The 25,303-nt window shown below is 56.0% G+C and carries 22 protein-coding genes and 1 tRNA gene; 11 read left to right on the forward strand and 12 right to left on the reverse strand.

The window, feature by feature from the left end:
• The first annotated feature begins 3 nt into the window (after positions 1 to 3).
• Complete coding sequence (gene oadA / locus HCU74_RS10275) at positions 4 to 1,821, forward strand: sodium-extruding oxaloacetate decarboxylase subunit alpha (RefSeq protein ID WP_168450347.1); 1,818 nt, start codon at positions 4 to 6, stop codon at positions 1,819 to 1,821.
• Positions 1,822 to 2,040: 219 nt separating this feature from the next.
• Here oadA and HCU74_RS10280 read toward each other — a convergent pair.
• A tRNA-Arg gene (locus HCU74_RS10280) sits at positions 2,041 to 2,117 on the reverse strand.
• A gap of 60 nt (positions 2,118 to 2,177) precedes the next feature.
• The gene (gene gpt, locus HCU74_RS10285; protein ID WP_168450348.1) at positions 2,178 to 2,642 is read right to left on the reverse strand and encodes a xanthine phosphoribosyltransferase; all 465 of its coding nucleotides are present in this window, start codon (positions 2,640 to 2,642) and stop codon (positions 2,178 to 2,180) included.
• Positions 2,643 to 2,835: 193 nt separating this feature from the next.
• Between gpt and HCU74_RS10290 the strand changes: the two genes are divergently transcribed.
• The gene (locus HCU74_RS10290) at positions 2,836 to 4,158 is read left to right on the forward strand and encodes a sigma 54-interacting transcriptional regulator (RefSeq protein WP_168450349.1); all 1,323 of its coding nucleotides are present in this window, start codon (positions 2,836 to 2,838) and stop codon (positions 4,156 to 4,158) included.
• An 11-nt stretch (positions 4,159 to 4,169) separates the two neighbouring features.
• Here the strand turns inward: HCU74_RS10290 and yciH are convergent, their stop codons facing one another.
• Positions 4,170 to 4,523 (reverse strand): stress response translation initiation inhibitor YciH, encoded by a 354-nt coding sequence (yciH, locus tag HCU74_RS10295; protein WP_168450350.1) that lies wholly within the window; start codon positions 4,521 to 4,523, stop codon positions 4,170 to 4,172.
• Positions 4,524 to 4,597: 74 nt separating this feature from the next.
• On the opposite strand from yciH, the gene HCU74_RS10300 reads away from it, so the two are divergent.
• Positions 4,598 to 4,852: a SlyX family protein gene (locus HCU74_RS10300; protein WP_168450351.1), complete on the forward strand. Its 255-nt coding sequence runs from the start codon at positions 4,598 to 4,600 to the stop codon at positions 4,850 to 4,852.
• Between the two features lie 3 nt (positions 4,853 to 4,855).
• Here the strand turns inward: HCU74_RS10300 and HCU74_RS20005 are convergent, their stop codons facing one another.
• Positions 4,856 to 5,104, reverse strand: a complete 249-nt coding sequence (locus tag HCU74_RS20005; protein WP_246864598.1) for a cold-shock protein — start codon at positions 5,102 to 5,104, stop codon at positions 4,856 to 4,858.
• 232 nt (positions 5,105 to 5,336) lie between these two features.
• Positions 5,337 to 6,179, reverse strand: coding sequence for an SDR family NAD(P)-dependent oxidoreductase (locus HCU74_RS10310; RefSeq protein ID WP_168450353.1), 843 nt, complete (start codon positions 6,177 to 6,179; stop codon positions 5,337 to 5,339).
• Between the two features lie 140 nt (positions 6,180 to 6,319).
• Between HCU74_RS10310 and HCU74_RS10315 the strand changes: the two genes are divergently transcribed.
• Positions 6,320 to 8,950, forward strand: a complete 2,631-nt coding sequence (locus HCU74_RS10315; RefSeq protein WP_168450354.1) for a PAS domain-containing sensor histidine kinase — start codon at positions 6,320 to 6,322, stop codon at positions 8,948 to 8,950.
• On the opposite strand, the gene HCU74_RS10320 is transcribed toward HCU74_RS10315, so the two are convergent.
• The 5 genes from HCU74_RS10320 to HCU74_RS10340 all read right to left on the reverse strand — a co-directional run bounded on the left by HCU74_RS10320 (position 8,947) and on the right by HCU74_RS10340 (position 14,793).
• Positions 8,947 to 9,156 (reverse strand): cold shock domain-containing protein, encoded by a 210-nt coding sequence (locus tag HCU74_RS10320; protein ID WP_168450355.1) that lies wholly within the window; start codon positions 9,154 to 9,156, stop codon positions 8,947 to 8,949. The two genes, HCU74_RS10315 and HCU74_RS10320, sit on opposite strands and share 4 nt — an antisense overlap.
• A gap of 337 nt (positions 9,157 to 9,493) precedes the next feature.
• The gene (locus HCU74_RS10325) at positions 9,494 to 12,358 is read right to left on the reverse strand and encodes a valine--tRNA ligase (protein ID WP_168450356.1); all 2,865 of its coding nucleotides are present in this window, start codon (positions 12,356 to 12,358) and stop codon (positions 9,494 to 9,496) included.
• A 126-nt stretch (positions 12,359 to 12,484) separates the two neighbouring features.
• Positions 12,485 to 12,865, reverse strand: a complete 381-nt coding sequence (locus HCU74_RS10330) for a hypothetical protein (protein ID WP_168450357.1) — start codon at positions 12,863 to 12,865, stop codon at positions 12,485 to 12,487.
• Between the two features lie 7 nt (positions 12,866 to 12,872).
• A complete protein-coding gene (locus tag HCU74_RS10335; RefSeq protein WP_168450358.1) occupies positions 12,873 to 13,307 on the reverse strand; it encodes a DNA polymerase III subunit chi in 435 nt (144 codons plus the stop codon).
• A gap of 7 nt (positions 13,308 to 13,314) precedes the next feature.
• Positions 13,315 to 14,793 (reverse strand): leucyl aminopeptidase, encoded by a 1,479-nt coding sequence (locus HCU74_RS10340; RefSeq protein WP_168450359.1) that lies wholly within the window; start codon positions 14,791 to 14,793, stop codon positions 13,315 to 13,317.
• 194 nt (positions 14,794 to 14,987) lie between these two features.
• Between HCU74_RS10340 and lptF the strand changes: the two genes are divergently transcribed.
• Together lptF and lptG are read left to right on the forward strand one after the other, a co-directional pair.
• The gene (lptF, locus tag HCU74_RS10345; RefSeq protein ID WP_168450360.1) at positions 14,988 to 16,100 is read left to right on the forward strand and encodes an LPS export ABC transporter permease LptF; all 1,113 of its coding nucleotides are present in this window, start codon (positions 14,988 to 14,990) and stop codon (positions 16,098 to 16,100) included.
• Positions 16,093 to 17,154 carry an LPS export ABC transporter permease LptG gene (gene lptG, locus HCU74_RS10350; RefSeq protein ID WP_168450361.1) on the forward strand — a complete coding sequence of 354 codons (1,062 nt, stop codon included), beginning with the start codon at positions 16,093 to 16,095 and terminating at the stop codon, positions 17,152 to 17,154. The genes lptF and lptG overlap by 8 nt, the downstream gene beginning before the upstream one ends.
• Here the strand turns inward: lptG and HCU74_RS10355 are convergent, their stop codons facing one another.
• Positions 17,155 to 17,637, reverse strand: coding sequence for an RDD family protein (locus tag HCU74_RS10355; RefSeq protein WP_168450362.1), 483 nt, complete (start codon positions 17,635 to 17,637; stop codon positions 17,155 to 17,157).
• A 191-nt stretch (positions 17,638 to 17,828) separates the two neighbouring features.
• On the opposite strand from HCU74_RS10355, the gene HCU74_RS10360 reads away from it, so the two are divergent.
• Together HCU74_RS10360 and HCU74_RS10365 are read left to right on the forward strand one after the other, a co-directional pair.
• Entirely contained in the window at positions 17,829 to 18,506 is a 678-nt protein-coding gene (locus HCU74_RS10360; RefSeq protein ID WP_168450363.1) for a response regulator transcription factor, read from the forward strand.
• Positions 18,493 to 19,899, forward strand: a complete 1,407-nt coding sequence (locus tag HCU74_RS10365) for a sensor histidine kinase (RefSeq protein ID WP_168450364.1) — start codon at positions 18,493 to 18,495, stop codon at positions 19,897 to 19,899. The genes HCU74_RS10360 and HCU74_RS10365 overlap by 14 nt, the downstream gene beginning before the upstream one ends.
• Before the next feature lie 3 nt (positions 19,900 to 19,902).
• Here HCU74_RS10365 and HCU74_RS10370 read toward each other — a convergent pair whose 3' ends face one another.
• Positions 19,903 to 20,532: a hypothetical protein gene (locus HCU74_RS10370; protein ID WP_168450365.1), complete on the reverse strand. Its 630-nt coding sequence runs from the start codon at positions 20,530 to 20,532 to the stop codon at positions 19,903 to 19,905.
• Between the two features lie 139 nt (positions 20,533 to 20,671).
• Between HCU74_RS10370 and HCU74_RS10375 the strand changes: the two genes are divergently transcribed.
• From HCU74_RS10375 to HCU74_RS10385, 3 genes are all read left to right on the forward strand, one after another.
• Positions 20,672 to 21,727 carry an AraC family transcriptional regulator gene (locus HCU74_RS10375; protein ID WP_168450366.1) on the forward strand — a complete coding sequence of 352 codons (1,056 nt, stop codon included), beginning with the start codon at positions 20,672 to 20,674 and terminating at the stop codon, positions 21,725 to 21,727.
• A gap of 139 nt (positions 21,728 to 21,866) precedes the next feature.
• Entirely contained in the window at positions 21,867 to 23,066 is a 1,200-nt protein-coding gene (locus HCU74_RS10380; protein WP_168450367.1) for an acetyl-CoA C-acetyltransferase, read from the forward strand.
• 42 nt (positions 23,067 to 23,108) lie between these two features.
• Positions 23,109 to 25,283, forward strand: a complete 2,175-nt coding sequence (locus tag HCU74_RS10385; protein WP_168450368.1) for a 3-hydroxyacyl-CoA dehydrogenase NAD-binding domain-containing protein — start codon at positions 23,109 to 23,111, stop codon at positions 25,281 to 25,283.
• Positions 25,284 to 25,303: the final 20 nt, after the last annotated feature.

Below are 25,303 nucleotides of genomic sequence, written 5' to 3' on the forward strand. Positions count from 1 at the left end.
ACCATGACGACGCCAACGCCTAAACCTGTACTGATCACGGATGTAACCCTGCGCGACGGACACCAGTCACTGATCGCCACACGACTGCGTACCGAAGACATGCTGCCGCTTTGTTCGGAGTTGGACGCGGTGGGGTTTTGGTCACTGGAAGTGTGGGGCGGCGCCACCTTCGATGCCTGTGTCCGTTTTCTGAAGGAAGACCCCTGGGAGCGACTCCGGCAACTCCGCGCAGCCCTGCCCAATACCCCATTGCAAATGCTGCTGCGTGGTCAGAATCTGCTCGGTTACCGGCACTACGCCGACGATGTGGTCGAGGCCTTTGTTGAGAAGTCGGCAGAATACGGCATGGATATATTCCGTGTCTTCGATGCCATGAACGATGTGCGCAATTTGCAAACGGCCATCGCGGCGGTGAAAAAAGCAGGAAAGCACGCACAGGGCACCATTTGCTACACGACCAGCCCGGTGCACAACACTGAAGTCTTCGTGCAGCAGGCACGGGATATGGTGAATATGGGTATCGACTCCATCGCCATCAAGGATATGGCCGGCTTGCTAACGCCCACGGCGACCGCAGAACTGGTGTCAGCCCTAAAGGCGGAATTCGATATTCCCCTGGCCTTGCACTCACATATGACATCGGGCCTGGCGGGTTTGTGTCAACTTAAGGCGGTGGAAGCCGGTGTGGATATTATCGATACCGCGATGTCGGCGTTTGCCAACGGCACCAGCCATCCGGCGACGGAAACCATGGTTGCAGGATTCAAGGGCACCGCCCATGACACTGGTCTGGACTTGCCCGCCTTGCAGGAGATCGCGAAAAAGCTGTGGGCCGTGCGTAAAAAATACCACCAGTTTGAAAGCGAATTCACCCGCGAAGATGTCAGCGTACAGATCAATCAAGTGCCCGGCGGGATGATGTCAAACCTCGCCAATCAGTTGAAAGAGCAGGGCGCTCTGGGGCGAATTGGCGAGGTGTTCAACGAAATACCCCGTGTACGGCAAGACCTGGGCTACCCGCCGCTGGTCACCCCGACCTCACAAATTGTCGGCACCCAGGCGGTAATGAATATTCTCGCCGACAAGCGCTATACCACCATCACCAATGAAGTGAAGCGTTATCTTCAAGGTCATTACGGGGCGGCTCTGGGCAAGGTCAATGAAGAACTGCGGGCAAAGGCCATCGGCAACGAAACCTTGATCGATGTGCGTCCCGCCGACTTGCTTCCCGCTGAAATGGGCAGGTTGCGCGCTGAAATAGGCGACCTGGCTGAGCAGGATCACGACGTCCTCACCTATGCCATGTTCCCGGATATAGGTCGCAGCTTTCTCCAGCAGCGCCGCGATGGCAGTTTGCAGCCGGAAGAACTGGAAGCCGCAGGCGCCGGCAGCCGCCCTGTAAGTGAGGGAGGGGTGCCGACTGAATTTGTTATCGATGTGCACGGCGAAAGCTATCAGGTAGCAATAACCGGTGTTGGGATTAAAGGAAAGGGTAAACGACACGTTTACATGACCCTGGATGGCATGCCCGAGGAGGTGGTATTTGAAGCCCTGAATGAATTCCAGTCCGGCGGTGGCAGTGGTCGCAAGCAGGCCAACAAGCCGGGGCATGTCACTACAAATATGCCGGGCAATATTGTCGAGGTACTTGTGGCTCAGGGCGACGCGGTGACAGCCGGGCAGCCCGTACTGGTGACCGAAGCAATGAAGATGGAAGCCGAGGTACAAGCACCTGTTTCCGGCACCGTCACCGATATCCATGTCAGCAAAGGGGACAGGGTAACCCCAGGTGAGGTACTAATTGAAATAGATGAAGTCTAGAAAAGAGCTTGCACTTGATAATGAGAATGATTACTATTTGCTTCAAGTTGCAGGGGCGGATGGCAGCCCCCTCTCTCTGACGTGTCTGCCCGCTGCAACTTATCTCTCCGTATTAGCCCCGGTGCATGATTGCGCCGGGGTTTTTTTATGGCCAGCGCAAGAGATTCCCGCGTGAAGCGGCCTCTTTTGCACGCGAGGAGTGCGGGAATAAACAGAAAGTGGTGCCCCGGACAGGATTCGAACCTGTGACCTGCCCCTTAGGAGGGGGCCGCGCTATCCAGCTGTGCCACCGGGGCATATCGAGGTGGGCGTTACAAAGCGCAAAATTCTATAGGGAATAGGGCGCTGAGGCAAAACTACTTGATCAGGGGTTCGCTGTAGCTGGGTTCAATGTCCCAAGGGAAGTGAACCCAGGTGTCCTGGGCGAATTCCCGAATAAAATGCTGGGCCAGGTGTTTGGCCTTGGGTTTGGCGTAGATGGTGACAAAGGTCGCTTTGGGCAACAGGTCCCGAGCGATTTTTGCGGTGCCGCCGGTATCGACCAGGTCATCGACAAGAAGGTAGCCATCGCCATCCCCCTCGACGGTTTTTAAAATATTTACCTCGCCTTGTTGGTCGTGGTCGTAGCTGGCGATACACAGGGTGTCTACCACTCGAAGGTTGAGTTCCCGTGCCAGAATCGCGCCGGGCACCAGCCCGCCGCGAGCAATACTGATGATGCCCTTCCAGGGGGTATCCAGCAGCTGTCGGGCGAGATTGCGTGTGTCACGATGAAGTTCATCCCAGCCAAGATAATAAACGGGCATCGATGAATCGGGCATGGGTAGGTCCTATTGAGAAGTGTCTGGGAAAATTCAGGGGGATTTTGACCGATGTCCTTGGCTGGGGCAAGGTAAAGTCCGGGTATAAGAGCACGGGGGTTGCAGGGGAGTCAGTCAAAAAAATAACGCTTCCCCTTTGGGGTTTTGTTATATTGCACCAAAGTGTCAAATATTCGACAAGGCGGCCCGTATAGTGAAGCCCGTAACAGTATTGCTCAGTGCCGCTGAGCCTCAAGCGGCATTGTTTGCTGAAATGATTGCGGCGCTGGGTTGCCGTCAGGCAGACAATGCCAGCAGCGACGCCGAGGCACTGGTATTGGCCGAGGGCGGCGATATCGCGGCGTTGTCCGCAGCCCAACGAGAACTCCCGGTAATCGCTATGCCCTCACAGCGGCGCACCGCTGAAAAAGCAGGGCTGGCCGTTTTCGCAGTATTGTCCACGCCGCTGTTTGACAGCCTGTTGCACAGCCTTCGTCGCCTGTCTGCACAGTTGCCTGGGCATTATGCGGAAAACAATCACGATATCGGCATAGTCGCTCACAGTGAGCCGATGCGGCGTTTACAACAACTTGTTCAGCAGGTGGCAGCGAAATCGGTGACGGTTATGCTGTCTGGACCATCGGGGGCAGGGAAGGAAGTTGTCGCGCGCAGCATACACCAATTATCAGCACGCTCAGCCAAGGCCTTCGTGCCGGTGAATTGCGGCGCTATTCCCCGTGAACTGCTTGAGTCTGAGCTATTTGGTCACGAAAGGGGGGCCTTTACCGGTGCGATAAGCAGCCGGGCGGGGCGCTTTGAGCTGGCCGATGGCGGCACCTTGTTTCTCGATGAAATCGGCGATATGCCACTGGATATGCAGGTGAAAATATTGCGTGCGATTCAGGAGAAGTGTTTTGAACGAGTAGGCTCCAATACCACCCGAAGTGCAGACGTGCGTATTATCGCCGCCACTCACCGTGACCTCCCGGCAATGATCGCCGCAGGTGAGTTTCGCGAAGATTTATTCTATCGCTTGAATGTCTTCCCAATTGCTGTGCCAGGGCTGGCTCAGCGCCGGGAAGATATACCGGCCCTGGTGATTGATATCAGTGAACAGCTGGCGCAGGACGGCGTCGGTGAGCTGCGATTATCTCCCGCTGCGCTGGCGTCCCTGCAGTGCCACCCGTGGTCGGGAAACGTGCGTGAGCTGGCCAATTTACTCGAGCGACTGGCAATAATGTACAACGGCGAGATGGTGGGTTTTGCCGACCTGCCCGAGGCCTATCGGTGGGAAATGGACGACTGGCAGCAGCCGGCCATCGAAGACGTAGCCCTACAGCGCTCAACACCCAGGGCGAAATTCTCAGCTGGAGGCATTGATCTTAAAGCGGAGGTCAGAGAGTTGGAAATACGGCGTATTCGGGAAAGCCTAGAATACGCCAATGGCGTGGTAAGTCAGGCCGCTAAACAGTTGGGTTTGCAGCGCACCACGCTAATCGAAAAAATGCGCAAATACGGCCTGGCCAATAAGTGTTAAATACACCGACCCTAACCCCCGGAAAGTTTAACCCTATAGCCCATATCTTCGAGTAACTTCTTCAGCGCAAGCCGCTGGTCTCCCTGAAATTCCAATACGCCGTCCTTTACCGCGCCACCAATGCTGAGTTTTTGCTTAAGTGTTTTAGCCAGGGACTTCAGCTCGGCATCGTCGAGGGGCAGGCCGCTGACCAGGCTGACACCCTTGCCCTTGCGGCCTTTGGTTTCGCGGCTGATGCGCACTATGCCGTCACCGGTTGGTCGGCTTTTGCTGCGGGCGATTTCCTTGCAGCGGCAGCGGTCTATGGCCTCGGCACAATCCGGGCAAAGTCGTCCGGTGTCGGTGGAATAGACAAGGCGTGACATGGTGATCTCCAAAACGGCGCGGTGACAATGGGAAAGGCGTATAATCGCCGCATTATCCAATAGAGAGACGATTGATGCCAATGGCGAATGTTGATGTCACAGAGCACGGCGAACTACTGATTGAGTTACAGACTCAGGTCGCGTTTCAGGAAGACCTGTTATCCGCATTGAATGATCGGGTAACCGAACAGGATCGGGAGTTGCGCACATTGCGTGAGCAGATGAAGGCTCTGGGTGCCGTTACGGCGCAGTTGCGGGTGATGCTGGAAGAGCAGGGGGCAGGTGGAGAAAGTGTGGCCAGCGCCATAGAGCGCCCGCCACACTATTAGTTTTTACGACTTGTCCAGAACAAGGACATCTTCAGCCTGGGGGCCTTTTTCGCCATCGCTGAGGACGAATTCGACTTCCTGCCCCTCAACAAGGCTGCGACGACCGCGGCCTTTGTCGCGAATCGAGCGAAAGTGTACAAAGACGTCTTCGCCGTTTTCCCGTGTAATAAATCCGTAGCCCTTGCTGACATTGAACCACTTTACCGCACCCCGTTCACGCTTGGTGCTGAGCTTGTCAACGAGATCAGGCAAGCGCGGAGAGACCAGAATGGCGGCAAGTACAGCGGCGAAGACTACCGCAGCGGGGAGCGCTTGAAAGCTGTCCAGACCAAGCTGTGAAAGAGAAAAAAGGCTAAGTGCTGCAATAGCGGCAGCGACAACAGTTCTGATTATTAATAGCATAGATAAATAGTAACCAAATAATAAAAAATCGACAAAATACGGCAAATGACGGCAATTATGCCGCCAAGTGCAGAGTATAGCATTAGCCGCCGTCTACGTCTTTCGCCAACTGCCGCAGGCCGAAGCGCCGTTCCAGAATGGCGTCTTTCAATCGTGACGGCAGTTGGCCGAGGAGGTGAAGGCTGCGGTGCCCATGAGCGACGCCAAGGTAAGGGGGACTGCGGCGCTTCTCGGCTGCGGCAATGATCTTCTCTGCGACCACCATGGCAGGAGTGGCGTCGCGCTGGGACAGCCCTGCGCGTTCAGCGATACGGGCAGCAAGGGGCTGGTAGCGCGGTGAAAGTGTACTGTTCGCCAGTTCCGCGCTCGCGCGATTGGCAAACTTCGATTGAATGGCGCCGGCGCGAACCACCATCACCTGAACACCAAAGGGGGCCAGCTCCATTCTCAGTACATCACTCAGGGTGTGCAGTGCAGACTTGCTGGCGCAATACCCGCCCGCGAAGGGAGTGCCAAGGCCGGCGGAAACACTGCCGATATTCACCACCGTGCTGCCTGCATGAAGGCTCTCGATCACCCTCTGCACAAGGTGCAGGGGGGCAACGGTATTAATGGCTAATTGTTGCTGCAGGCGATCGATTGGCAGGTCGAGGAGTGGCCCCATCGCGCCGTATCCGGCGTTGTTGATGAGCAGGTCGAGACGAGGGTTGTCCCGCTGTATTTCGTCGCATAGACGACCCACCGCTTCGGTGTCTGCAACGTCCAGCGCCCGGCGCAGTATGTTCGAATGATCTATGCGGATATCTTCAGCGCAGCGCGCTGTTGCGTAAACACGGTAACCGAGATTCAAACAGTGCGTCGCCAAAGCCTCACCAAGCCCGCTGGAACAACCGGTGATAAGGGCAACACGTGTTTTTGTAGGCATAGTTCACATTTTCCCGAGTCTAATCATGATGTTTAGTGGTAACTACGAATGGGGTTACGCCCAAATTCCGGCGATGATGGCGAAGTATTTGCGGACCGGATAATACTACCTCCGCATGTGGTTTACAGGGAGATTATTGCATGGGCCTAGTCCTGTGTTCGCTTAAAGCGGCAGCTAGCGAAGGACAAACCAGGGCTTTTGGCTTATTGGCTGGCGGCGTGGTGGTCGCCTGCATCGGACTTTTCGCCGGTCTGTTTCTCATAATTACCAACTTTCAGAGTAAAACAACAGACCATACCGAGCAGTCGCAATTTTTCAACTTTTCCAGAAACTATGTTGAGTTGAGTCAGTTATTGCAACATGGCGCGATCATCAACGATTGGGCTGCCCGGCGGGAGAGTGGCGATATTCAGGGGCTCGCGCAACTTCAAAATGATTTTCGACGGTCTGAGGTGTTGCTGCGCGCGATGCCGTATAAAGCGGATGTGGGTCCCGCCCTGGAGCGTCTTCATTCCATTTTGTCACTATACCGCGCCGACGTTGCCGGAAAATTTCCGTTAAATTTCAAGCTGGATCAAAAAGCCATTGCCGATGCGCTGGCAGAATTGGAGGCGGAGCGGGACAGCCGATTTGTCCTGTATCGCGACAGAATTTCCAATGCACGTCGCCACGCGTTGACCTTCGAAATCAGCTTTGTTCTGGGGCTGTGCTTCCTGCTGTGTGCTTGCCTCTACGGGCTGCGTGTTTTGGCAGAGCTGAGGCAGCGCAGTATTGATCTGGCATTTCAACGACAGCGCGCAGAATCATTGGTGGAGGGGTTACCCGGTGCCGTTCTGGTGTGCAAAATCAACGGCGAAATCGTCGGCCAAAGCGCTACCGTCCACCGTCTGCTGGGTTATCGTCCAGCAGACTTGGTTGGCCAATCTATAGATATGCTGTTCCCTGAACGATTCCGCGCGCAGTTTCAGGTCTTTATCCGCAATTTTTTGGCTGGGGCGGGGGGGGACGATAACAGCGGTAAAGGTAGGGAAATGGTAATGGCCAGCCACAGTGGCCGCGAGATGGCGATGGAGCTCCAGCTCGGTCGCTTCGATGACGTTGAAAAGGGCTCGATGTTTCTGCTGCAACTGCGAGATGTCAGTGACCAAAAGCTCCTGCATGAACAATATCAGTATTCCGAGCAGCGCTTCAGTCTGGCCATACGCGCGTCGGGCGTCGGCATATGGGACTGGAATCTGCGCACCCATATGGTCTATGTCAGCCAGAGCTGGCTGGCATTGGTAGGTGAAGAAAGCCGGCTGCCGAGCAAGGATTTAGAGCTGTTCAGTCGGTGTATCGCGGCTGACGACCAGGCTGAGCTTCGCAAGAAGATGTTTGACTTCCTGCGCAGTACAGAGAAAACGCTATCGTTTGAGCATCAATTAAAGCGTGCCAACGGCCGCTTGGTGGAAGTGGTTTGCCATATCGCAGCCCAGCGAGATGCGACCGGTCGGGTAACGCGGATTGTCGGTGTTCACCGGGATATCACTGAATATAAAGAGTTTACCCGTCAAAAAGACGCGGCACTGCGCCAGCTGCAGGATAAATTACGGCTTGCGACCATGCAGATCACACAGGCAGAGCAGGCCGTTGCCGAGGCGGCCAGTGGTCGGGAAACGTTCTTTAACGTGGTTGGTCATGAAATTCGCACGCCAATGAACGCCATCGTTGGTATGAGCGATCTTCTGTTTAAAACCCGCTTGGATCGCGAGCAAAAAAGCATGCTCGATACCATACGCAGGTCTTCGTCGAATTTGCTGGCCACCCTGGACGGCATCGTCGATTTCAGCGCATTGGAAAGCGGCGAGTTGCAGCTACAGCCGGAAAATGTGCAGTTGCTGGATGTCGTGGAAAACCTGGTAGAAAGTTTTGCCGGACAAGCGGAAAAACATAAGCAGCAACTACTGTTGCAGGTTGATCCTAATTTAAGTTCGAGCTTTTATACCGATCCGCGGCGGCTTCGTCAGGTAATTTCGGCACTGCTCGAGAACGCCCTGAAATTTTCCGTGTATACGGTGCCGCGGGGGATCGCTCAGTTGCGCTTGCGAGCGGCAGGAGAGACAGAGGTTTCGCGCCATAGCTGGGCCAGTTTGGTGGTCGAGGTCCGCGACAACGGGGTGGGCATTCCCGAGAACGTACGGGAGCAGATTTTTACCGCCTTTGTGCAGGTTGAAGGCAGTCGCGCTCGCCGGTTTGGTGGCCTCGGCCTGGGGCTGGCCGTTGCCAGTGGGCTGGTCAAGTTGATGGGTGGGGTGATCGAAGTGGATGAGGTCGGCGGCGAATGGACTTGCTTCCGTGTGTTGCTGCCCTCCAGAGATCCGATCATTTCCCAGCTCAGCCCGGTCAGCCGGGACGAGGCCATGGTATTGCTGTATACCGAAGATGCGCGCCTGCGAGAGAATGTGGCCATTGCCCTGCAACGATACGGATGGTGGGCCCGGCAGTTCGGCGACCGGGAGTCATTGCTCAACAAAATGCGCTCAATGAACCTCGGGCAGGATCGACAAAAGCTGATTCTGTTAACCGACAATGCCTCCCAGGTACTCTCCGAGGAGTGCGAAAAGCGAAGCATTCATCGCCTGTTGATGACGCCCCGCCCGCGGGACGCTGAGGCCAAAAGCGCTGCGGGAGTCTTTCTCGACCCGCTATTGCCCTCGCAGCTGAATCGGCAACTCAGTCGGCTATTTCCACCTTCAGTCAGCCTTGTAAAGGCACAGCGTCCGGCGGGTTAAACCTTCATAACATCTTCCGCTTGAAGTCCCTTCGGGCCCTCGATCACATTAAATTCCACGCTTTGCCCCTCGTCCAGGGTGCGGTAGCCATCGCCGCGAATGGAGCGAAAGTGAACGAATACATCGTCGCCCTCACTGCGGGTGATAAAGCCAAAACCCTTTGCGTTGTTGAACCACTTAACAGTCCCGGTTACTCGGTTGCTCATTGCATTTCCTCTATGACTTCACTGTTCAGAGTTGCTGGATTGCTTTGAATGAAGCGCGGCTGTCCCCTCGGCTTCCGTGGAGGGCACCCATGCGCTCGGTATAAAAAAGCCCCGTAAGCCAGCACGCGAAGCGGTGCTGCCGGGCGGTGTTGTCGGCTTTAGCGACAGTGTGGTGGGAAAAACTAACATCGGCTTTTGGCGGGTATATCTGCCTTGACGGTTCTACTATAACGATTGAAAAGGATTTGTCTACGGTTAGAGCGAGGGGAGTGCGACAAAATGTCCGCGACCCCGGGCGGGTGCGGACAGAATGAGGAAGGGGAGCAGGCTGTCGTAATCAGAGGGTTTTGAAGGACTCGATCTGCTCGACAAGACGCTGACGGGCGCTTTCCTGGCCACTGAGCTTTTCGCGCTCTTTCTCGACAACCGCGGCCGGTGCCTTATCGACAAAACCTGCGCTGGATAATTTCCCGGCAATTCTGGCGATATCCTTATCCAGCTTGGCTATTTCCTTTTCCAGTCGGGCAATCTCGGCGGCGGTGTCGATCAGGCCCGCCATAGGCACCAGCACTTCCATTTCGCCGACGAGCTGTGTCGCCGACATAGGAGCGGGCTTGTCACCCAGGGCGTCAATGGTGTCGAGCTTGGCCAGCTTGATCAGGAATTGACGGTTTTCCTCCAGGCGACGCAGATCTTCCGCCCCGGCATTGCGCAGCAATACCGGGATACTCTTCGACGGTGGCACATTCATCTCGCCGCGAATATTTCGCACCGCGGTAATCAACGCTTTCAGCCACTCAGCATCCTCCAGAGCAACGGTGTCTTCGTCGCAGCCCTCGTTGACCGGGTAGCTCTGAAGCATAATGCTGCTGCCGGGGGCAAAGCGATCACCGAGAGCGATCGGTGCGACCCGCTGCCAGATTTCCTCAGTAATAAAGGGCATAAAGGGGTGGGCGAGACGTAGCGTCGCCTCCAACACGGTGATCAGCGTGCGTCGAGTGCCACGTTTAGCCGCCTCGCTGGCGTTGTCGTCCCACAATACGGGCTTGGACAGCTCCAGATACCAGTCACAGTATTCGTTCCAGATGAATTCATAGATTTCCTGGGAGGCATGATCCAGGCGGTAGTTGTCCATCGCGGCGCCAACGCGCTGCTGTGCTTGACCAAGTCTCGCAAGTATCCAGCGGTCGGCGAGGCTAAGAACCACCTCTTCACCGTTGCTGCCACAATCCTGCCCCTCGGTGTTCATCAGCACGTAGCGGGCCGCATTCCAGATTTTATTGCAGAAATTCCGGTAGCCTTCGAGTCGCTTCATATCCCAGTTGATATCGCGACCGGTTGAGGCCAGTGAATAAAGGGCGAAACGCAGGGCGTCGGTGCCGTGGGCGCCAATACCGTCAGGGAAGGCCTTGCGAGTATTCCTGGCGATTTTTTCTGCCAATTGCGGCTGCATCATATTGCCGGTGCGTTTTTGTACCAGCTCTTCAAGACCTATGCCGTCAATCATGTCGAGGGGGTCGAGTACATTGCCCTTGGACTTGGACATTTTCTGACCCTGCTCGTCGCGAATCAGCCCGGTAACGTAGACCTTCTTAAAGGGCACCTGGGCCGTGCCGTCTTCATTTTTCATGAAGTGCATGGTCATCATAATCATGCGGGCTACCCAGAAGAAAATGATGTCGAAGCCGGTGACCAACACCTCAGTAGGGTGAAAGGTTTTCAAACGCTCGGTATTCTCCGGCCAACCCAAGGTGCCGAAGGTCCACAGTGCCGAGCTGAACCAGGTGTCGAGTACATCGTCGTCCTGGCGCAGCACCACAGACTCAGCCAATCCATATTTGCTGCGGGCCTCCGCTTCGTTGCGGGCGACGTAGATATTGCCGTCGGCGTCATACCAGGCTGGTACTCGGTGGCCCCACCACAGCTGTCGGGAGATGCACCAGTCCTGAATGTCACGCATCCAGCTGAAATACATATTCTCGTATTGTCTGGGCACGAACTCGATACGGCCGTCCTCAACCGCGGCGATGGCGGGCTCGGCAAGTTTTTGTGTGGCGACAAACCATTGGTCGGTCAGCATGGGCTCAATAACCAGTCCTGAGCGATCTCCCCGGGGCACCTTTAACGCGTGGTCGTCTACCTTATCAAGCAGCCCCGCCGCCTCCATGTCGGCAACGATTGCCTTGCGCGCGGCATAGCGATCAAGCCCTGCGTAAGCACTGGGTAAACTTGCATCCAGGTCGGTGTTGGCGCTGCTGTCGCTGTTGAATACCTCGGCGACCTCGCGAATGGCCGCGTCTTTGTCGAGGACATTAATCATTGGCAGCTGGTGGCGCTGACCCACGGCGTAGTCGTTAAAGTCGTGGGCAGGGGTGATTTTTACACAGCCGGTACCAAATTCCCGGTCTACATAGTCGTCGGCGACAATGGGAATGCGGCGGCCAACGAGGGGCAGGTCAATAAACTTGCCGATCAGTGACTGATATCGCTCGTCGGCGGGGTTGACCGCAACCGCGGTGTCGCCCAGTACGGTTTCCGGACGGGTGGTGGCGACGACCAGGTAGGTCTGCCCATCGGCCGTGGTGGCGCCGTCCGCCAATGGATAGCGGAAGTGCCACATGAAGCCCTTTTCGTCCTTGTTTTCAACTTCAAGGTCGGAAATGGCAGTGTGCAGTTTTGGGTCCCAGTTCACCAGGCGCTTGCCGCGGTAGATCAGGTTATCATCGTAGAGTCTGACAAAGACTTCCTGAACCGCTTTGTAGAAGCCGTCGTCCATGGTGAAGCGTTCATTTTCCCAGTCTACCGAAGCGCCCAAGCGACGCAATTGGCTGGTTATGGTGCCGCCGGACTCCTGTTTCCACTCCCAGACTTTTTCCAGGAAGGCGTCCCGGCCCAAATCGTGGCGGGTCTGGCCGCTCTCCGCGGCCAATTTGCGCTCCACCACCATCTGGGTGGCAATACCCGCGTGATCGGTGCCAACCTGCCACAGGGTATTGGCGCCCTTCATGCGCTGATAGCGGGTCAGGGCATCCATAATGGAGTCCTGGAAGGCGTGACCCATATGAAGGCTGCCAGTCACATTTGGTGGCGGGATCATGATGCTATGCGCGGGGCCATTGCCGCTGGGGGAGAAATACCGATTGGTCTCCCAGGTCTGATACCACTTTTTCTCAATATCAGCGGGTTGAAATGTTTTGTCCATGGGGTTCCGTCTAAGCCGTTAGCAGCGTTGAATCGTCTCGCAGGTGGCCGGAAATGACCGCAAAGCGATTAAAAAAGGGCGCCAAGTATACTGAGTTTTAAGGTCAAGGGGCAAAACCTCCGGGCTTTATCCGCGACTTTGTTGATGCCACCGGGCCAATATTTCGCTGTCGAGCTTGAGCAGCCGGCGGCGCAACTCGGCTTCAATGTCAGGCAGCAAGTCATCGATCAATGCCTGAATAAAGACTTCACGGCTGTGATCGTCGTCGCCGGGGTAGTGGTGTTCGCGGGCGGTTTCCTCGGCATCCGCCGGTGTATCGCTATAGCGGACGCCACTGTCCGCGAGCGAAGGAGCGGCGGGATCAGCCTGAAACGTGGGCGACGGCTCCAGAATATCGTCAAGCACCGGGATGTGCTGCAATCGATCGGAGTCATCAGCCAGAGATTTTTTAAGGTCTTCCAAATCCGATAGTAAAGGCGAGTGTCTCGTTGAGCCGGAATCTTTCATGCTGTCCTCAAACACGGATATTGTGGTTGAAAAGGGGGTATCCCCGGTGTTTGTAGAAAGCGTAACGCTGCCGCGACGCTTGCAACAGCTCGTCCTGCTGAAAGACAAGCTCGGCTACGCGCTGAAAGCGACTGAATAGCGCCGGAACCTCGGCACCCAGATTGATTAATACATCGTCGTGGTCGCCGTAATGGCTCTCGGCCTCGGCCGCGGACAGGATGGCAACACTCTCGAGCTGCCGACCGTCGTGACCGTGGGGCACAAAAGCCTCTGCGCGATAGCCCCAAAGCTGCTCGCCCAGCTCAGTGACAACCGCGTCGTCAGCTGCAATAACAACCACCCTGTGGCGGCTATTCACCGCCTTTTCCACCAAACGGCAGCAATAGTGCAATGCGGCGCTGGGGTCATCGGTAGACAGTATGTAAAAATCAACCCGGGTCATTAACCGCTCAGCCCGCCGCTTTGCTCTGGAGGTACTGGCATAGCAAGCCAACGGGGCGACCGGTGGCCCCCTTGTTAGCACCGGAATTCCACGCCGCCCCGGCGATATCCAGATGAGCCCAGCGCAGGTCCTTGCAGAAGCGTGACAGGAAGCAGGCAGCGGTAACGCTCCCTGCTTCAGGGCCACCGATATTGGCCATATCGGCAAAATTGCTGTCCAGCTGTGGCTGGTAGTCATCCCACAGTGGCATCTGCCATGCGCGGTCACGGGCGGCGTTGCCGCTGTCAATCAGTTCACGGGCAAATTCGTCGCTGTTGCTGTACAGGCCAATCGCATGTTTGCCGAGAGCAACCACGCAGGCGCCGGTCAAGGTCGCAATATCGATCACCGACGCCGGCTTGAAACGGGCGGAGTAGGTGAGAGCATCGCACAATACCAGTCGGCCTTCGGCATCAGTGTTGAGGATTTCGATGGTCTGACCAGACATGCTGGTCACCACATCACCGGGTTTCGTGGCGCGGCCATTGGGCATGTTCTCAGCGGCGGCAACAATGCCGACAACATTCAAGGGTAGGCCCATTTCGGCGATAGCCGACATTGTGCCGATGACGCTGGCGGCACCGCACATGTCGTATTTCATCTCATCCATTTTGGCGCCGGGCTTTAAACTGATGCCACCGGTATCGAAGGTAATACCCTTGCCAACCAGTGCGTGGGGAGCGTCGGACTTCTTGCCGCCCTTGTATTCAATGACAATCAGCTGTGCTGGTTGGTCACTGCCGGCACTGACCGAAAGCAGGGCGCCCATACCCAGTTGCTGCATTTTCTTTTCATCCAGCACCGTTACACTGATCGCCTCATGTTGGCGGGCCAGTTTACGGGCTTCCTTGCTGAGATATACCGGGGTACAAATATTTCCGGGCAGGTCACCGAGATTTCTGGCGACGTTCACGCCATGGCCGATCGCCTGGCCTGCGGCTACAGATTTGCGGTTGGCGTCGGTGTTGGCGGCAATCAAGGTGGCGCGGCGCAGGGTCGCAGCAGGCTTCGGCTTGCTCACGGTGGCGGTGTAGCGGTATTGGGCAACTTCTATCAGCTCGGCGCTGCGCTGTAAAAGCCATGTAGCTTTACGGTTTTCAACCTGGGTGTCGTTGAAATGCAGCGTCACGTCCTTGCATTGATTTTTCGTGGCGACCTGCAGGGCGGCATTAATCATTTTATCGACGTCGCTGTCGCTGACGGTGTCGCCATCGCCCCGGCCAATCAACACCAGTCGCTTGGCGCGCAGCCCGGTTACAGCAGGTAAATAGAGTGTGTCGCCGACCTTGCCATTAAAATCGCCACGCTCAATCAACGACTTGATGGTTCCCTGACAGGCGGTGTCTATAGCCGCCAGCGTACCGTCGAGTGAAGCGTTACAGATCAGCACAAGGCAATCGGTGGTGATCTTGCTGGTGTCTTTGCCTGGTTTAAGGCTAATTTGCATTTATAGTCTCACTTATAAAAAGTCGCGGACGACGCTGGGATAGGCAATAATGCCGTCCACGTTTCGAATTACATCGTGCGATAGTCGGTGAACGTGGCGCCACCATCACTGAACGCGTCGAAGGTTTAACGTAAATAGTGTAAAGGGTATTATCTGCGCGTGAAACCACCTGTCCCCAAAGGAGCCTCAGGTCTTTGATTCTTTTCCGCTATCTGGCCAGTGAAGTACTGAAATCGGTCTTCGCAGTGACCCTCACACTGCTGGTCATCATTATGAGTGGGCGCTTCGTCAAATATCTCGCCCAGGTTGCCTCGGGGGATTTTGCCCCTGACGTGCTGTTTCTCATTATGCTGTACCGCCTGCCGGGATTTTTAGAGGTCGTACTGCCGCTGGGTCTGTTTATCAGTATTCTGCTTTCCTACGGTCGCCTTTACGTAGACAGCGAAATGACGGTGATGAGTGCCTGTGGCCTGAGCAGGCGCCGTTTGCTGCTCTATACCCAGATACCGGCTCTGTTTGTCGCAGCTATCGTTGCCTATATCAGTATGGTGGTAAGCCCCGCCGGCATTCAGGCCTATGTTGCCGAACTCGCAGAAAGCCGAGCAGAAATCGGGGTAAAGGCCGCGGTTGAAGGGCGGTTTCGTATCGATAAATCCAGTGGTCGTGTTACCTATATCGAGCGGATTGATCGCGACGATCAATCCATGTCCGGCGTTTTTATGGCCCAGGCAGAAATGGCCGAGGGCGATGAACGCTCCTTTGTCTCTGTTGTGGCGGCAGACAGTGGCCGGTTTCAAGTGGATGAGGAAACCGGAGCGCGCCACCTTGTGTTGGACAATGGCGTGCGCTACGTGGGTGAGCCCGGGCAAGCCGACTACCAGTTCACCAGCTTCGAGCGTCTGAGTCAGTTAATGCGCGAGCCAGAGGTCAAAACCTATCGCCAGGAACTCGACGGCAAGAGCACCGCTGAACTGTGGGGCAGCGACCGGCTGGAGGATATCGCTGCCGTCCAGTGGCGAATTTCATTGAGTGTGCTGGTGCCAATTGCGGCACTGATCGCCGTATCCCTGAGTAAAACAGACCACCGCCGCGGCCGCTACGGCAAGATGTTCCCCGCATTCATGTTGTATATGGTGTATCTGGTGGCGCTGAATGCGGTGCGCGATGCCATCGCCAAGGGAGACTGGCCGGTGTTTCCCGGAATGTGGGTGATCCACGGCGTATTTTTATTGCTAGGTTTGGTGCTGTTGTATCGGGACAGTGCCTACCGCCATTGGTGGTTGGGCTGGAGACGCAAGAGTGCGTAAATTAAATCGCTATATTGGCCGCACCGTTGCCGGCGCCATCTGCCTGGTGCTGTTGGTTATTGTCGGCATTGACCTATTGTCGGTGCTGATTGAAGAATTAAAGGAAATACGTGGCGATTATACCTTTGTATCGGTATTGAAATACGTTGCTCTGGTCGCCCCGGGCGCTCTCTACGAGTACCTGCCCTTTGCCGCATTGGTGGGCTGTCTGGCAGGGCTCGGTGCCCTGGCCAGTAGTTCCGAGCTGGTGGTGATGCGCGCTGCGGGGATTTCTACCTATCGGCTGGTACTGGCAGTGATTAAACCAACGCTGCTGATTACGGCACTGGGTTTGCTGGTCGCCGAGTATGTTGCCCCGGCAGCCCAGCAAATTGCCGAAAGCCAGCGAGCGATTGCCCTGCAAAAAGTGGCCAGCGTGCACTCCCGACACGGTATGTGGCATCGCGAGGGCAAGCAGTTTATGCATTTTAATGCAGTACAGCCCAATGGCGTGCTTTACGGTGTCAGTATTTATGCCTTTGATGAGCAGCGCCAACTGGTCAATAGCAGCTACGCGGAAAGGGCCTATTTCAGCGGCTCACAGTGGACCCTGGAGGATGTCAGCGCCGTCTCCCTGAGTGACAAAGGCGCAGTGCAGCAGCGTCACAGCGAACTCCCCTGGGATACCGAACTGTCACCCGAACTGCTGAATATTCTGGTACTGGATCCGGCAGATTTGTCGATCAGCGGTCTATGGCGCTATGCCAGCTATTTGAAAAAACAGGGCCTGAATGCGGGCGATTACGAGCTGGCGTTCTGGAATAAGCTGCTGCAGCCGGCGACGATTCTGGGCATGGTGTTTGTCGCCATCTCCTTTATTTTTGGGCCGCTGCGCAATGTCACGATGGGCTTTCGAGTGTTTGTCGGGGTGATGGTGGGCATCGTGTTCAGCACTCTCCAGGACATCCTCGGGCCATCGAGCCTGGTCTATGGCTTCGATCCGATATTGGCCAGTATCGCGCCTATTGCGATCTGTTTTGCTGTTGGCGTACTGTTGATGGCACGCCGAACCTGATCAGCTTTTTTCTGCTTTGGGCAAGACGCGAAGGCGGGTACCACACAGGCGGTCGTGCCAGCTGAGCCGATCCTTATCGATCCATATCCAGAAAAAACCCAGGCCACACAAACCCAGCGAAACGAAGGCGGCAACCACTCTGGCGGCGCATCGGGGCCAGGAAATTCGGCCTCCATCAACGGTTTCCAGTTTCAGGCGCCAGGCCTGCATTCCCAGAGTCTGGCCATTTTTTCGCCAGAAAAAGCCGAAAAAGCCAACGGTCAGCGCCACTAGATAGGCTTGGTAAAACGCCCCGTGAAGTGGCGTGTTCAATTCATGAACCACACTATCGGTAGCGGGGGACTGCCCCAGATTTGCCGTATTCATCAGCAAGGCCGGAATTAGCGATGCAACAAAAAGCACGCCGAACAACAGGCAGCCGTCGTAAACGATTGCCGCCAAGCGCCGCCAGGGGCTGGCATAAGTGGGTTCAGTAGTCCGCATGGAGGTTTCCTTGAAGTCGAGGCGGCGCATTATAACAGACTGATACTCGCTGACAGTGCTTGCCAGCCATAGACAGTCGGATAAGGCTATGTCACTCTCTTTACCCGTAAATTCAGCAGGGGTTGCGACACCAAACGGGAGTGACGGCAGTCCTTGCCTGAGTAGAATAATAGCCAGGGTATAAAACACGCATGCGTTTATTATTGATCGAAGATGATTTCAGTGTTGCGGAATATATCGTTAAGGGATTGAAAGAGAGCGGCTACACCGTTGAGCACGCCAGTGACGGAAAAACCGGGTTGGTCAAAGCCACCACGGAGGAGTTTGACGCGCTGATTGTCGACCGCATGTTACCCAATGTGGATGGGCTAACCATTATTCAGACCCTGCGTGCGGCCAACGATTCCACTCCAGCGCTTATCCTCAGTGCCCTGGGTGAGGTGGACGACCGGGTAAAGGGCCTGAAGGCCGGTGGTGATGACTACTTGGTTAAACCCTTCGCCTTTGCCGAGTTGCTGGCCCGGATCGAAGTTATTATGCGACGCCACGAATCCAGCTCAACGGTCACCCGACTGAAAGTCGCCGACCTGGAAATGGATCTGCTGGCCCACAAGGTCACCCGCGCCGGGCAGGTATTCAACTTGCAACCGCGGGAATACAAGTTACTCGAATACCTGATGCGCCATGCCGGCCAGGTCGTTACTCGCACCATGCTGTTGGAAAACGTATGGGACTACCATTTCGACCCGCAAACCAATGTCATCGATGTTCATATCAGCCGCCTTCGCCAAAAAATAGACAAGGGCTTTGATCGTCCGCTGCTGAGCACCGTTCGCGGCGCCGGATACATGCTGGATGATGCTGAATAAAATATTTACCAGTTTCACCTTTCGCTTTCTGGTCGGCTATGTCGCATGGCTAAGCGTTGCCGTGCTGCTGGTATTGATGCTTATTTACGCCTTCATCGCCTACGATTTTTTCAGCGATGTGCACCGTTCAGTTGAGGTCGAGCTCAAAGAGCTGCGCGAGGCCTATGAAGAGGGCGGTGAAGAAGGGGTCGATCGCTTTGTCGAGGTTCGCAGCGGCCCGACTCGACTGATTCGTTTTTTCTATTATGTGGGCGACAGCGAACGACACAAGGTTGCTGGCAATCTTGAGGAATGGCCCAATACCAAGGAGTATCGCGGCGGCTGGTTGGGATTTGATTTTGCTTCGCTCACCAAAATTGCCGATCCGGTTAACACCGAATTTATCGCGCGCTCAACGCGGCTCGAAAGCGGCGAGCATCTGTTGGTCGCCCGGCACTATGCCGACGTACTGAACAGTACCACCCTGGTCGCTGGCGCGCTGATTCGCAGCATGGTGGCGACCATTATTCTCGGCACAATTGGCGGCGCGATCATGGCGGGACTGAGCCTGAAACGCATTGAGGCGATCAACGAATCCCTGCTGCGGATTATGTCGGGGGATTTCTCCGAGCGCATCGACATCAGTAGCAGCACCGGCGATTTTCGGCGCCTGTCAGTAAACGTTAACCAGATGCTCGACCGCATCGAGGTGCTAATGACCGGAGTGAGGCAGGTGTCGGACAATATTGCCCACGATTTGCGCACACCACTTACCCGGCTGCGCAACCGCCTGAGCGAGCTGTACGATGACTGTGATAACCCGCAGAACCGGGAGCAGGTCGAGGCCTTGATTGAAGAAGCCGACGGTTTGCTGGGTACGTTCAGTGCATTGTTACGCATTGCCCAGGTCGAATCCGGCAACCGACGCTCGGGCTTTGGCGAGGTGGACTTGTGCACCCTGGTGTCAGACGTTATTGAGCTCTACGAGCCCCTCGCCAGTGACAAGGAACAGCAGTTCAACACCGCGATGGCTCGGGTGGGAAAATTTCACGGCGATCGCAACCTGTTGTTTCAGGCAGTCGCCAACCTGGTCGATAACGCGATCAAATACACTCCCGAGGGGGGGCGGGTCCATGTCGGGCTGTCAGTCGATGCAAAGGCCTTTAAAATTACGGTTGCAGACTCCGGGGTAGGTATTCCGGCAGCGGATAAAGAGAAGGTGTTTCAGCGATTTTTCCGGGTGGAGGGCAGTCGCAGTCAGCACCCGGGTAACGGCTTGGGCTTGAGCCTGGTACAGGCAGTGGTGCGCCTGCACGATGGCTTTATCGAGCTGGAGGATAATCATCCCGGCTTGCGGATTGTTGTCCGTCTACCACGGCAGAATGCCTCGGCAAGCCACGCCCGGGCAATTTGATAGTCAGTGACAGCGAAGGTGGGAGGTGTCGGGTGGAGGCGGAAAGCGTTCTTCCCGCTCTACACCAAGTTGACTGCCTGCCGGGGCGAGGCTTATTCCCCCGCACAACTCATCGAGATCTATTTGAACGGGGCCACCGCTGTGGCCGCCTGGCGCGGTGCCGGGCTGCAGGAGTTGCAGGTGGCTCACATCAGGCGGTGGCGGGGCGCTCGCGCGCGCTGTCGTGCTAACAGGGTCACCGCTACTAACGCTGAGATGGCTGGTGTTGACAACAGGTGGAGCAACAGTTTTGCGTTCATTTTCACGCAATACCGGACTGCCCACAGGGGAAAGGGACAGGGCTTCCGGTGGAGCTGCCGCGGCATGGCGTTCAATCGCCGCAGCTTGGGGCGAGGCGCTTATTGCAGGCTGGGACTCAGTCAATATGCCCAGTTTGTCAAAGGCAAGCTGCAGGCGGCTGATTTCTTCGCCAGAGATCGCTTTGCGAACGCGGGTGGGTTTACCCACCAGCAATTTTTCAATTTGCTCAGGGGGGCGTTTAAACAGCTTCGCGAGCTGCGCGACCGCGCGGTTGCGGTCGCAACCCATCGCCAGCTGCCCGGTCAGAAAAAGATCGAATCTGTCTTCAGCCATAATTTTCCCGGCACCATGATACGTTGATACCAGCCCCTACGCTTTATTACGTTATGTTCACAACTTAGCAGAGTGCGGGGGGCGGTGGTAACATCGGATCCATAAATATGTGATGTGTGTGGGGAAACTGCGAGTACTTATGAATCTTGAAGCGGTGCCGAGTCGATTTGCCCGATCATTGATAAACCTCGCCACTGAGCGAGGTTTTGACGCTAATCAACTACTCAGCGCCGCAGGAATTCCCTTCGATCCCGCTAATACACGATCCCGCGGTTATGAATCCCACATCAATGCGATGCAATACACCCGTCTTTATCAGCAGGTGATGAGGGTCATTCAGGACGAGGCCTTTGGCTTGATGCTGGGGCGGGATGTCACCCCTGGGGCGTTCCGCATGATGTGCTATTGCCTGCTGAGCTGCGAGAATCTCGACAAAGCAATCAGACGGGCCTGTGAGTTTTTCCACACTTTTTATGACGCCGATGCCCATATCCACATGGATACTCGGCGCGATAACGCCATTGTTGGCTACGGCAGTGTGAAAAAAGCCTTTGCGGGCGATCAGGTAGACGCCTCCGACCTTTACAGTTTGTCCATTTGGCATCGTTATTTCTGCTGGTTAGTGGGTAGTCATATCGAGCTGAAAGAGGTGCGTTTTGCCGGTCAGGCGCCGGCGGGCCGGGGACGGGTCGAAAAATACCAGAAGCTGTTTAATTGCCCGGTGTATTACGGTCAGTTGCGGGACGAATTCGTGTTCGATACTCGATACCTCAGTTTACCGCTTGTGCAAAACGAACGCAGTTTGAAGGAGTTCTTGCGCAACGCTCCCTATCCCCTGATGGTGATGGACCGAGGGCGCAACGACGACAGTGCGGTCAATCGCGTGAGGGCGATGATAGGCCAGGATTTTTCCCAGGGTTTCCCCAGCTTTGAGCAAATCACCGAGGCACTGAATACCTCAGCGCCGACCCTGCGCCGACGGCTGAAAAAGGAAGGTACCAGTTTTCAGCAGCTTAAGGATGAATGTCGCAGTGAAGCGGCCAAGGCCTATCTCAGTAATTCAGAGTTGTCGATCAATGCCGTCGCGGCGCTCATGGGCTTTACCGACCCCTCGGCCTTTCACCGCTGCTTCAAAAAATGGACGTCGATGACCCCGGGCGAGTACCGAAATCGCGAACGCTGTGCTGACGACTAGTTCATAAACCCACTCTATCTATTTGATTTATAATATAAATACCTGATTCTGCCAGCCTCTTGACCGCTAATGTTATTGTCGCTGTAGCCGGCCCCACGCGATGCTATGCGCCGACATTACACTTCTGGCAGGACACAGCATGGCAGACGCTTTTATCTATGACGCGATTCGCACCCCTCGGGGCAAAGGCAAACGCGGGGGCGCACTTTACGAAGTCAAACCTATTGATCTGGTCACCAACTTATTGGAGAGCCTTCAGGCCCGTCTCGATCTCGATACGCGGCAGGTAGAGGACCTGATACTCGCCTGTGGCGAACCGGTAAAGGAGCAGGGGCAGAATATCGCCAAGGCCGCTCTGGTCTACTCCGGCTGGGACAATATCACCACTGGCGCACAGTTGCATCGCTACTGTGCGGGGGGGCTGGACGCAGTCAATCTAGCGGCGGCGAAGGTTGCCTCTGGTTATGAAGACCTTGTCGCCGCCGGCGGCGTTGAGTCCATGTCGCGGCTGGGCATCGGCGCGAGCGGGGGTGCAACCGGTGACCCCAGGGTGGCGATGAAATCCTATTTCATCTCTCAGGGACTTGGCGCGGATATGATTGCCACCCAGGATGGTATCAGCCGCGAAGAACTGGATGCCTACGCCCAACGCTCACAGCAGCGTGCCGCTGCTGCTCGGGACAAGGGCTATTTCTCGTCGCTGGTGCCGGTGAGAGACATGAATGGCATCACTGTTCTCGATCACGACGAGTTGATCCGCCCCGATACAACAATGGCTGGCCTGGCGAAATTAGCCCCGGCCTTTCAAATGTTCAACGATTTCGGTCACGGCGGCGTTGCCCAGCTGAAATACCCCGACCTGGACAATATCCATTGCGTACACACTGCCGGTAACTCTTCAGGCATTGTCGACGGCGCCGCGCTGGTATTGGTCGGTAGCGCCGAGGCAGGGCGCGACCAGGGACTCAAGCCCCGAGCGCGCATCGTCAGCTGTGCCCTTGTGGGTAGTGAGCCAACCATCATGCTGGATGGCCCGGTTCCGGCAACCGAAAAGGCCCTGCGCAAAGCCGGTCTTTCGGTAGACGATATTGATCTCTTCGAACTCAACGAAGCCTTCGCCTCAGTCGTCCTGCGCTTTCAACGCCGCCTGGGCATAGCCGACGACAAAATCAACGTTAACGGTGGTGCTATCGCCATGGGCCATCCCATTGGTGCAACGGGTGCGATGCTGGTGGGAACACTGCTGGACGAATTGGAGCGGCGTGATTTGCAGCGCGGTCTGGTCACGCTGTGTGCTGGTGGCGGCATTGGTATTGCGACAATCATTGAGCGGGTATAGCGGCGCCGGCGAGCGCCCTCAAGACATCGAGAGAGTTGTGAAATGAGATACATCCGATTAGAAAAAGACAATGACGGCATCGTTGAATTCATCTTCGATCAGCCGGGTAAAAGCGTGAATACCATGGGCGCGGAGTACGACGAGGCAATGCGTGCCGCCGTTGCCAAAGTACAGGACATGGTTGCAGCGGGGAACATTACCGGTATCTATGTGCGCAGTGGCAAGCCCGGGCAGTTCTTTGCCGGTGGTGATATCAAGGAAATGCTGGAAATGGATATCAATCCGCCTGTGGCGGAAAAAACCCGTATGTACGAGGGAATAATGGCTACCAAGGCGCCACTGCGTATTCTGGAAACACTCGGCGTGCCGGTCGCCGTAGGCATTAACGGCCCGGCATTGGGTGGCGGCTTTGAGATTGCCCTGGCGTGCCACTACCGCGTCGCCATCGAGGGCGTACAAATGGGACTGCCCGAGGCGATGATTGGATTGATGCCCGGTGCCGGTGGTGTCGTGCGTATGACCTATCTACTGGGTATGCAGGAGGCGATCGGGCTGATTAGCCAGGGCCGGCGGCTCAAGGCTCAGCAGGCGCTGAAAAAGGGCCTGGTCCACCAGCTCGCGAAAGACGAAGCGGATATGCACGCCAAGTCGAAGGCGTGGATTAAAGCGCAATCGGAGACAGAGGAAAAAGCAGCCCAACCCTGGGACAAAGAAGGCTATACCATTCCAGGAGGCGGCCCTGATGACCCGCAAAATCAGGGACTTACGTTTTTTGGCCCGGCTAACGTGATGGTACAGACGAAAAACCTGATGCCAGCACAGAACGCGATTTTTGCCTGTGTGGTCGATGCCGCGAGAGTAGACTTCGATACCGCCCAGAAAATCGAGGGTCGTTACTTCCTCAGCCTGCTGCTGGACCAAACGGCGCGAAATATGATGACGGCCTTTTTTGTCCAGATGGAGGCCCTGAACCGGGGGGCCAGCCGCCCTTCAGCGCCAGAAAAATTCGTCTGCAGAAAACTGGGAATATTGGGGGCCGGGCAAATGGGCGCGGGCATCGCCGCTCTGGCCGCGCAAAAGGGCATTGATGTCGTACTTAAGGACATCAACGAAGAAGCAGCTGAAAAGGGTGCCTACTACGCGCAGGCCTTTTACGATAAGGGCATCAGTAAAGGGAAGCTAACCGAAGCACAGAAAGCCGACTATCTGGCTCGGATCGCACCAACAGCAGATTATCAGCTGCTGGCGGACTGCGACCTGGTGATTGAAGCGGTATTTGAAGACCGCTCGGTGAAAGCTCTTGTTACCCGGGAAGCGGAGGCGGTGCTGGCCAAGCACGCGGTATTCGCATCGAATACCTCAGCCTTGCCGATCAGCGAGTTGGCCGAGGCCAGCAGCCGAGCCAGTAACTTTATCGGTATGCACTTCTTTTCTCCGGCGGAGAAAATGCCGCTGGTTGAGATCATTCGCGGGCAACACACCAGTGACGACACCCTGGCCAAGGCCTTTGACCTGGCCCAGCAGTTGGGTAAAACACCCATTGTGGTGAATGACGCCCCCGGCTTTTTCACCACCAGAGTCATCAGCCAGACCATTTCCCAGGGCGCAGAGATGCTCGAAGAGGGCGTTAACCCGGTATTGATTGAATCTGCGGCCCGTGACAACGGTTCGCCGGTGGGCCCATTGGCGGCAATCGATGAAATCAGCCAGGAAACCGCCTATAAAAATGGCCAGCAGGCGAAGGCCGATGCTCTTGCCCAAGGCAATACGTGGCAGGACAACGCGGCGTCGCGCATACTGGATAAAATGGTGAATGAATACGGCCGTCGAGGGAAAGTGCACGGCGGCGGCTACTACGATTATCCGGAAGGGGGCAAGAAAAGGATATGGCCTGGACTGAAGGAGGCTTTCGCGCCACAGGGTTACCGCGATATTCCCTACGCCGATATTCGTGATCGTCTGCTGTTCAGTCAGTGCCTTGAAGCGGTGCGAGCGATGCAGGACGGCGTGGTTACCAGCGTGGCCGATGGCAATATCGGTTCTATCATGGGCATAGGTTTTCCCGCCCAAACCGGAGGGGTATTCCAGGCGATCAATGCCTACGGTGCACCAGCCTTTGTCGAGCGTGCGAGAGAGTTGGCCAGTCGCTACGGAGAGGTGTTTGCACCGCCAGAGTTACTGCTTGACTACGCCCAGTCCGGTAAGAAGTTCCTCTGACCCGATACGCCGCCAATTGC

It is taken from the genome of Spongiibacter thalassae (genome assembly GCF_012272835.1).
GTDB classification, from domain to species: domain Bacteria; phylum Pseudomonadota; class Gammaproteobacteria; order Pseudomonadales; family Spongiibacteraceae; genus Spongiibacter; species Spongiibacter thalassae.

What these genes read in the sequence shown, in the direction of transcription:
- oadA (WP_168450347.1), top strand. Translation starts at nt 4, where the DNA reads ATGACGACGCCAACGCCTAAACCTGTACTGATCACGGATGTAACCCTG.
- gpt (WP_168450348.1), bottom strand. Translation starts at nt 2,642, where the DNA reads ATGCCCGATTCATCGATGCCCGTTTATTATCTTGGCTGGGATGAACTT.
- yciH (WP_168450350.1), bottom strand. Translation starts at nt 4,523, where the DNA reads ATGTCACGCCTTGTCTATTCCACCGACACCGGACGACTTTGCCCGGAT.
- HCU74_RS10300 (WP_168450351.1), top strand. Translation starts at nt 4,598, where the DNA reads ATGCCAATGGCGAATGTTGATGTCACAGAGCACGGCGAACTACTGATT.
- HCU74_RS10310 (WP_168450353.1), bottom strand. Translation starts at nt 6,179, where the DNA reads ATGCCTACAAAAACACGTGTTGCCCTTATCACCGGTTGTTCCAGCGGG.
- HCU74_RS10315 (WP_168450354.1), top strand. Translation starts at nt 6,320, where the DNA reads ATGGGCCTAGTCCTGTGTTCGCTTAAAGCGGCAGCTAGCGAAGGACAA.
- HCU74_RS10320 (WP_168450355.1), bottom strand. Translation starts at nt 9,156, where the DNA reads ATGAGCAACCGAGTAACCGGGACTGTTAAGTGGTTCAACAACGCAAAG.
- HCU74_RS10325 (WP_168450356.1), bottom strand. Translation starts at nt 12,358, where the DNA reads ATGGACAAAACATTTCAACCCGCTGATATTGAGAAAAAGTGGTATCAG.
- HCU74_RS10330 (WP_168450357.1), bottom strand. Translation starts at nt 12,865, where the DNA reads ATGAAAGATTCCGGCTCAACGAGACACTCGCCTTTACTATCGGATTTG.
- HCU74_RS10335 (WP_168450358.1), bottom strand. Translation starts at nt 13,307, where the DNA reads ATGACCCGGGTTGATTTTTACATACTGTCTACCGATGACCCCAGCGCC.
- HCU74_RS10340 (WP_168450359.1), bottom strand. Translation starts at nt 14,793, where the DNA reads ATGCAAATTAGCCTTAAACCAGGCAAAGACACCAGCAAGATCACCACC.
- HCU74_RS10355 (WP_168450362.1), bottom strand. Translation starts at nt 17,637, where the DNA reads ATGCGGACTACTGAACCCACTTATGCCAGCCCCTGGCGGCGCTTGGCG.
- HCU74_RS10360 (WP_168450363.1), top strand. Translation starts at nt 17,829, where the DNA reads ATGCGTTTATTATTGATCGAAGATGATTTCAGTGTTGCGGAATATATC.
- HCU74_RS10365 (WP_168450364.1), top strand. Translation starts at nt 18,493, where the DNA reads ATGATGCTGAATAAAATATTTACCAGTTTCACCTTTCGCTTTCTGGTC.
- HCU74_RS10370 (WP_168450365.1), bottom strand. Translation starts at nt 20,532, where the DNA reads ATGGCTGAAGACAGATTCGATCTTTTTCTGACCGGGCAGCTGGCGATG.
- HCU74_RS10375 (WP_168450366.1), top strand. Translation starts at nt 20,672, where the DNA reads ATGAATCTTGAAGCGGTGCCGAGTCGATTTGCCCGATCATTGATAAAC.
- HCU74_RS10380 (WP_168450367.1), top strand. Translation starts at nt 21,867, where the DNA reads ATGGCAGACGCTTTTATCTATGACGCGATTCGCACCCCTCGGGGCAAA.
- HCU74_RS10385 (WP_168450368.1), top strand. Translation starts at nt 23,109, where the DNA reads ATGAGATACATCCGATTAGAAAAAGACAATGACGGCATCGTTGAATTC.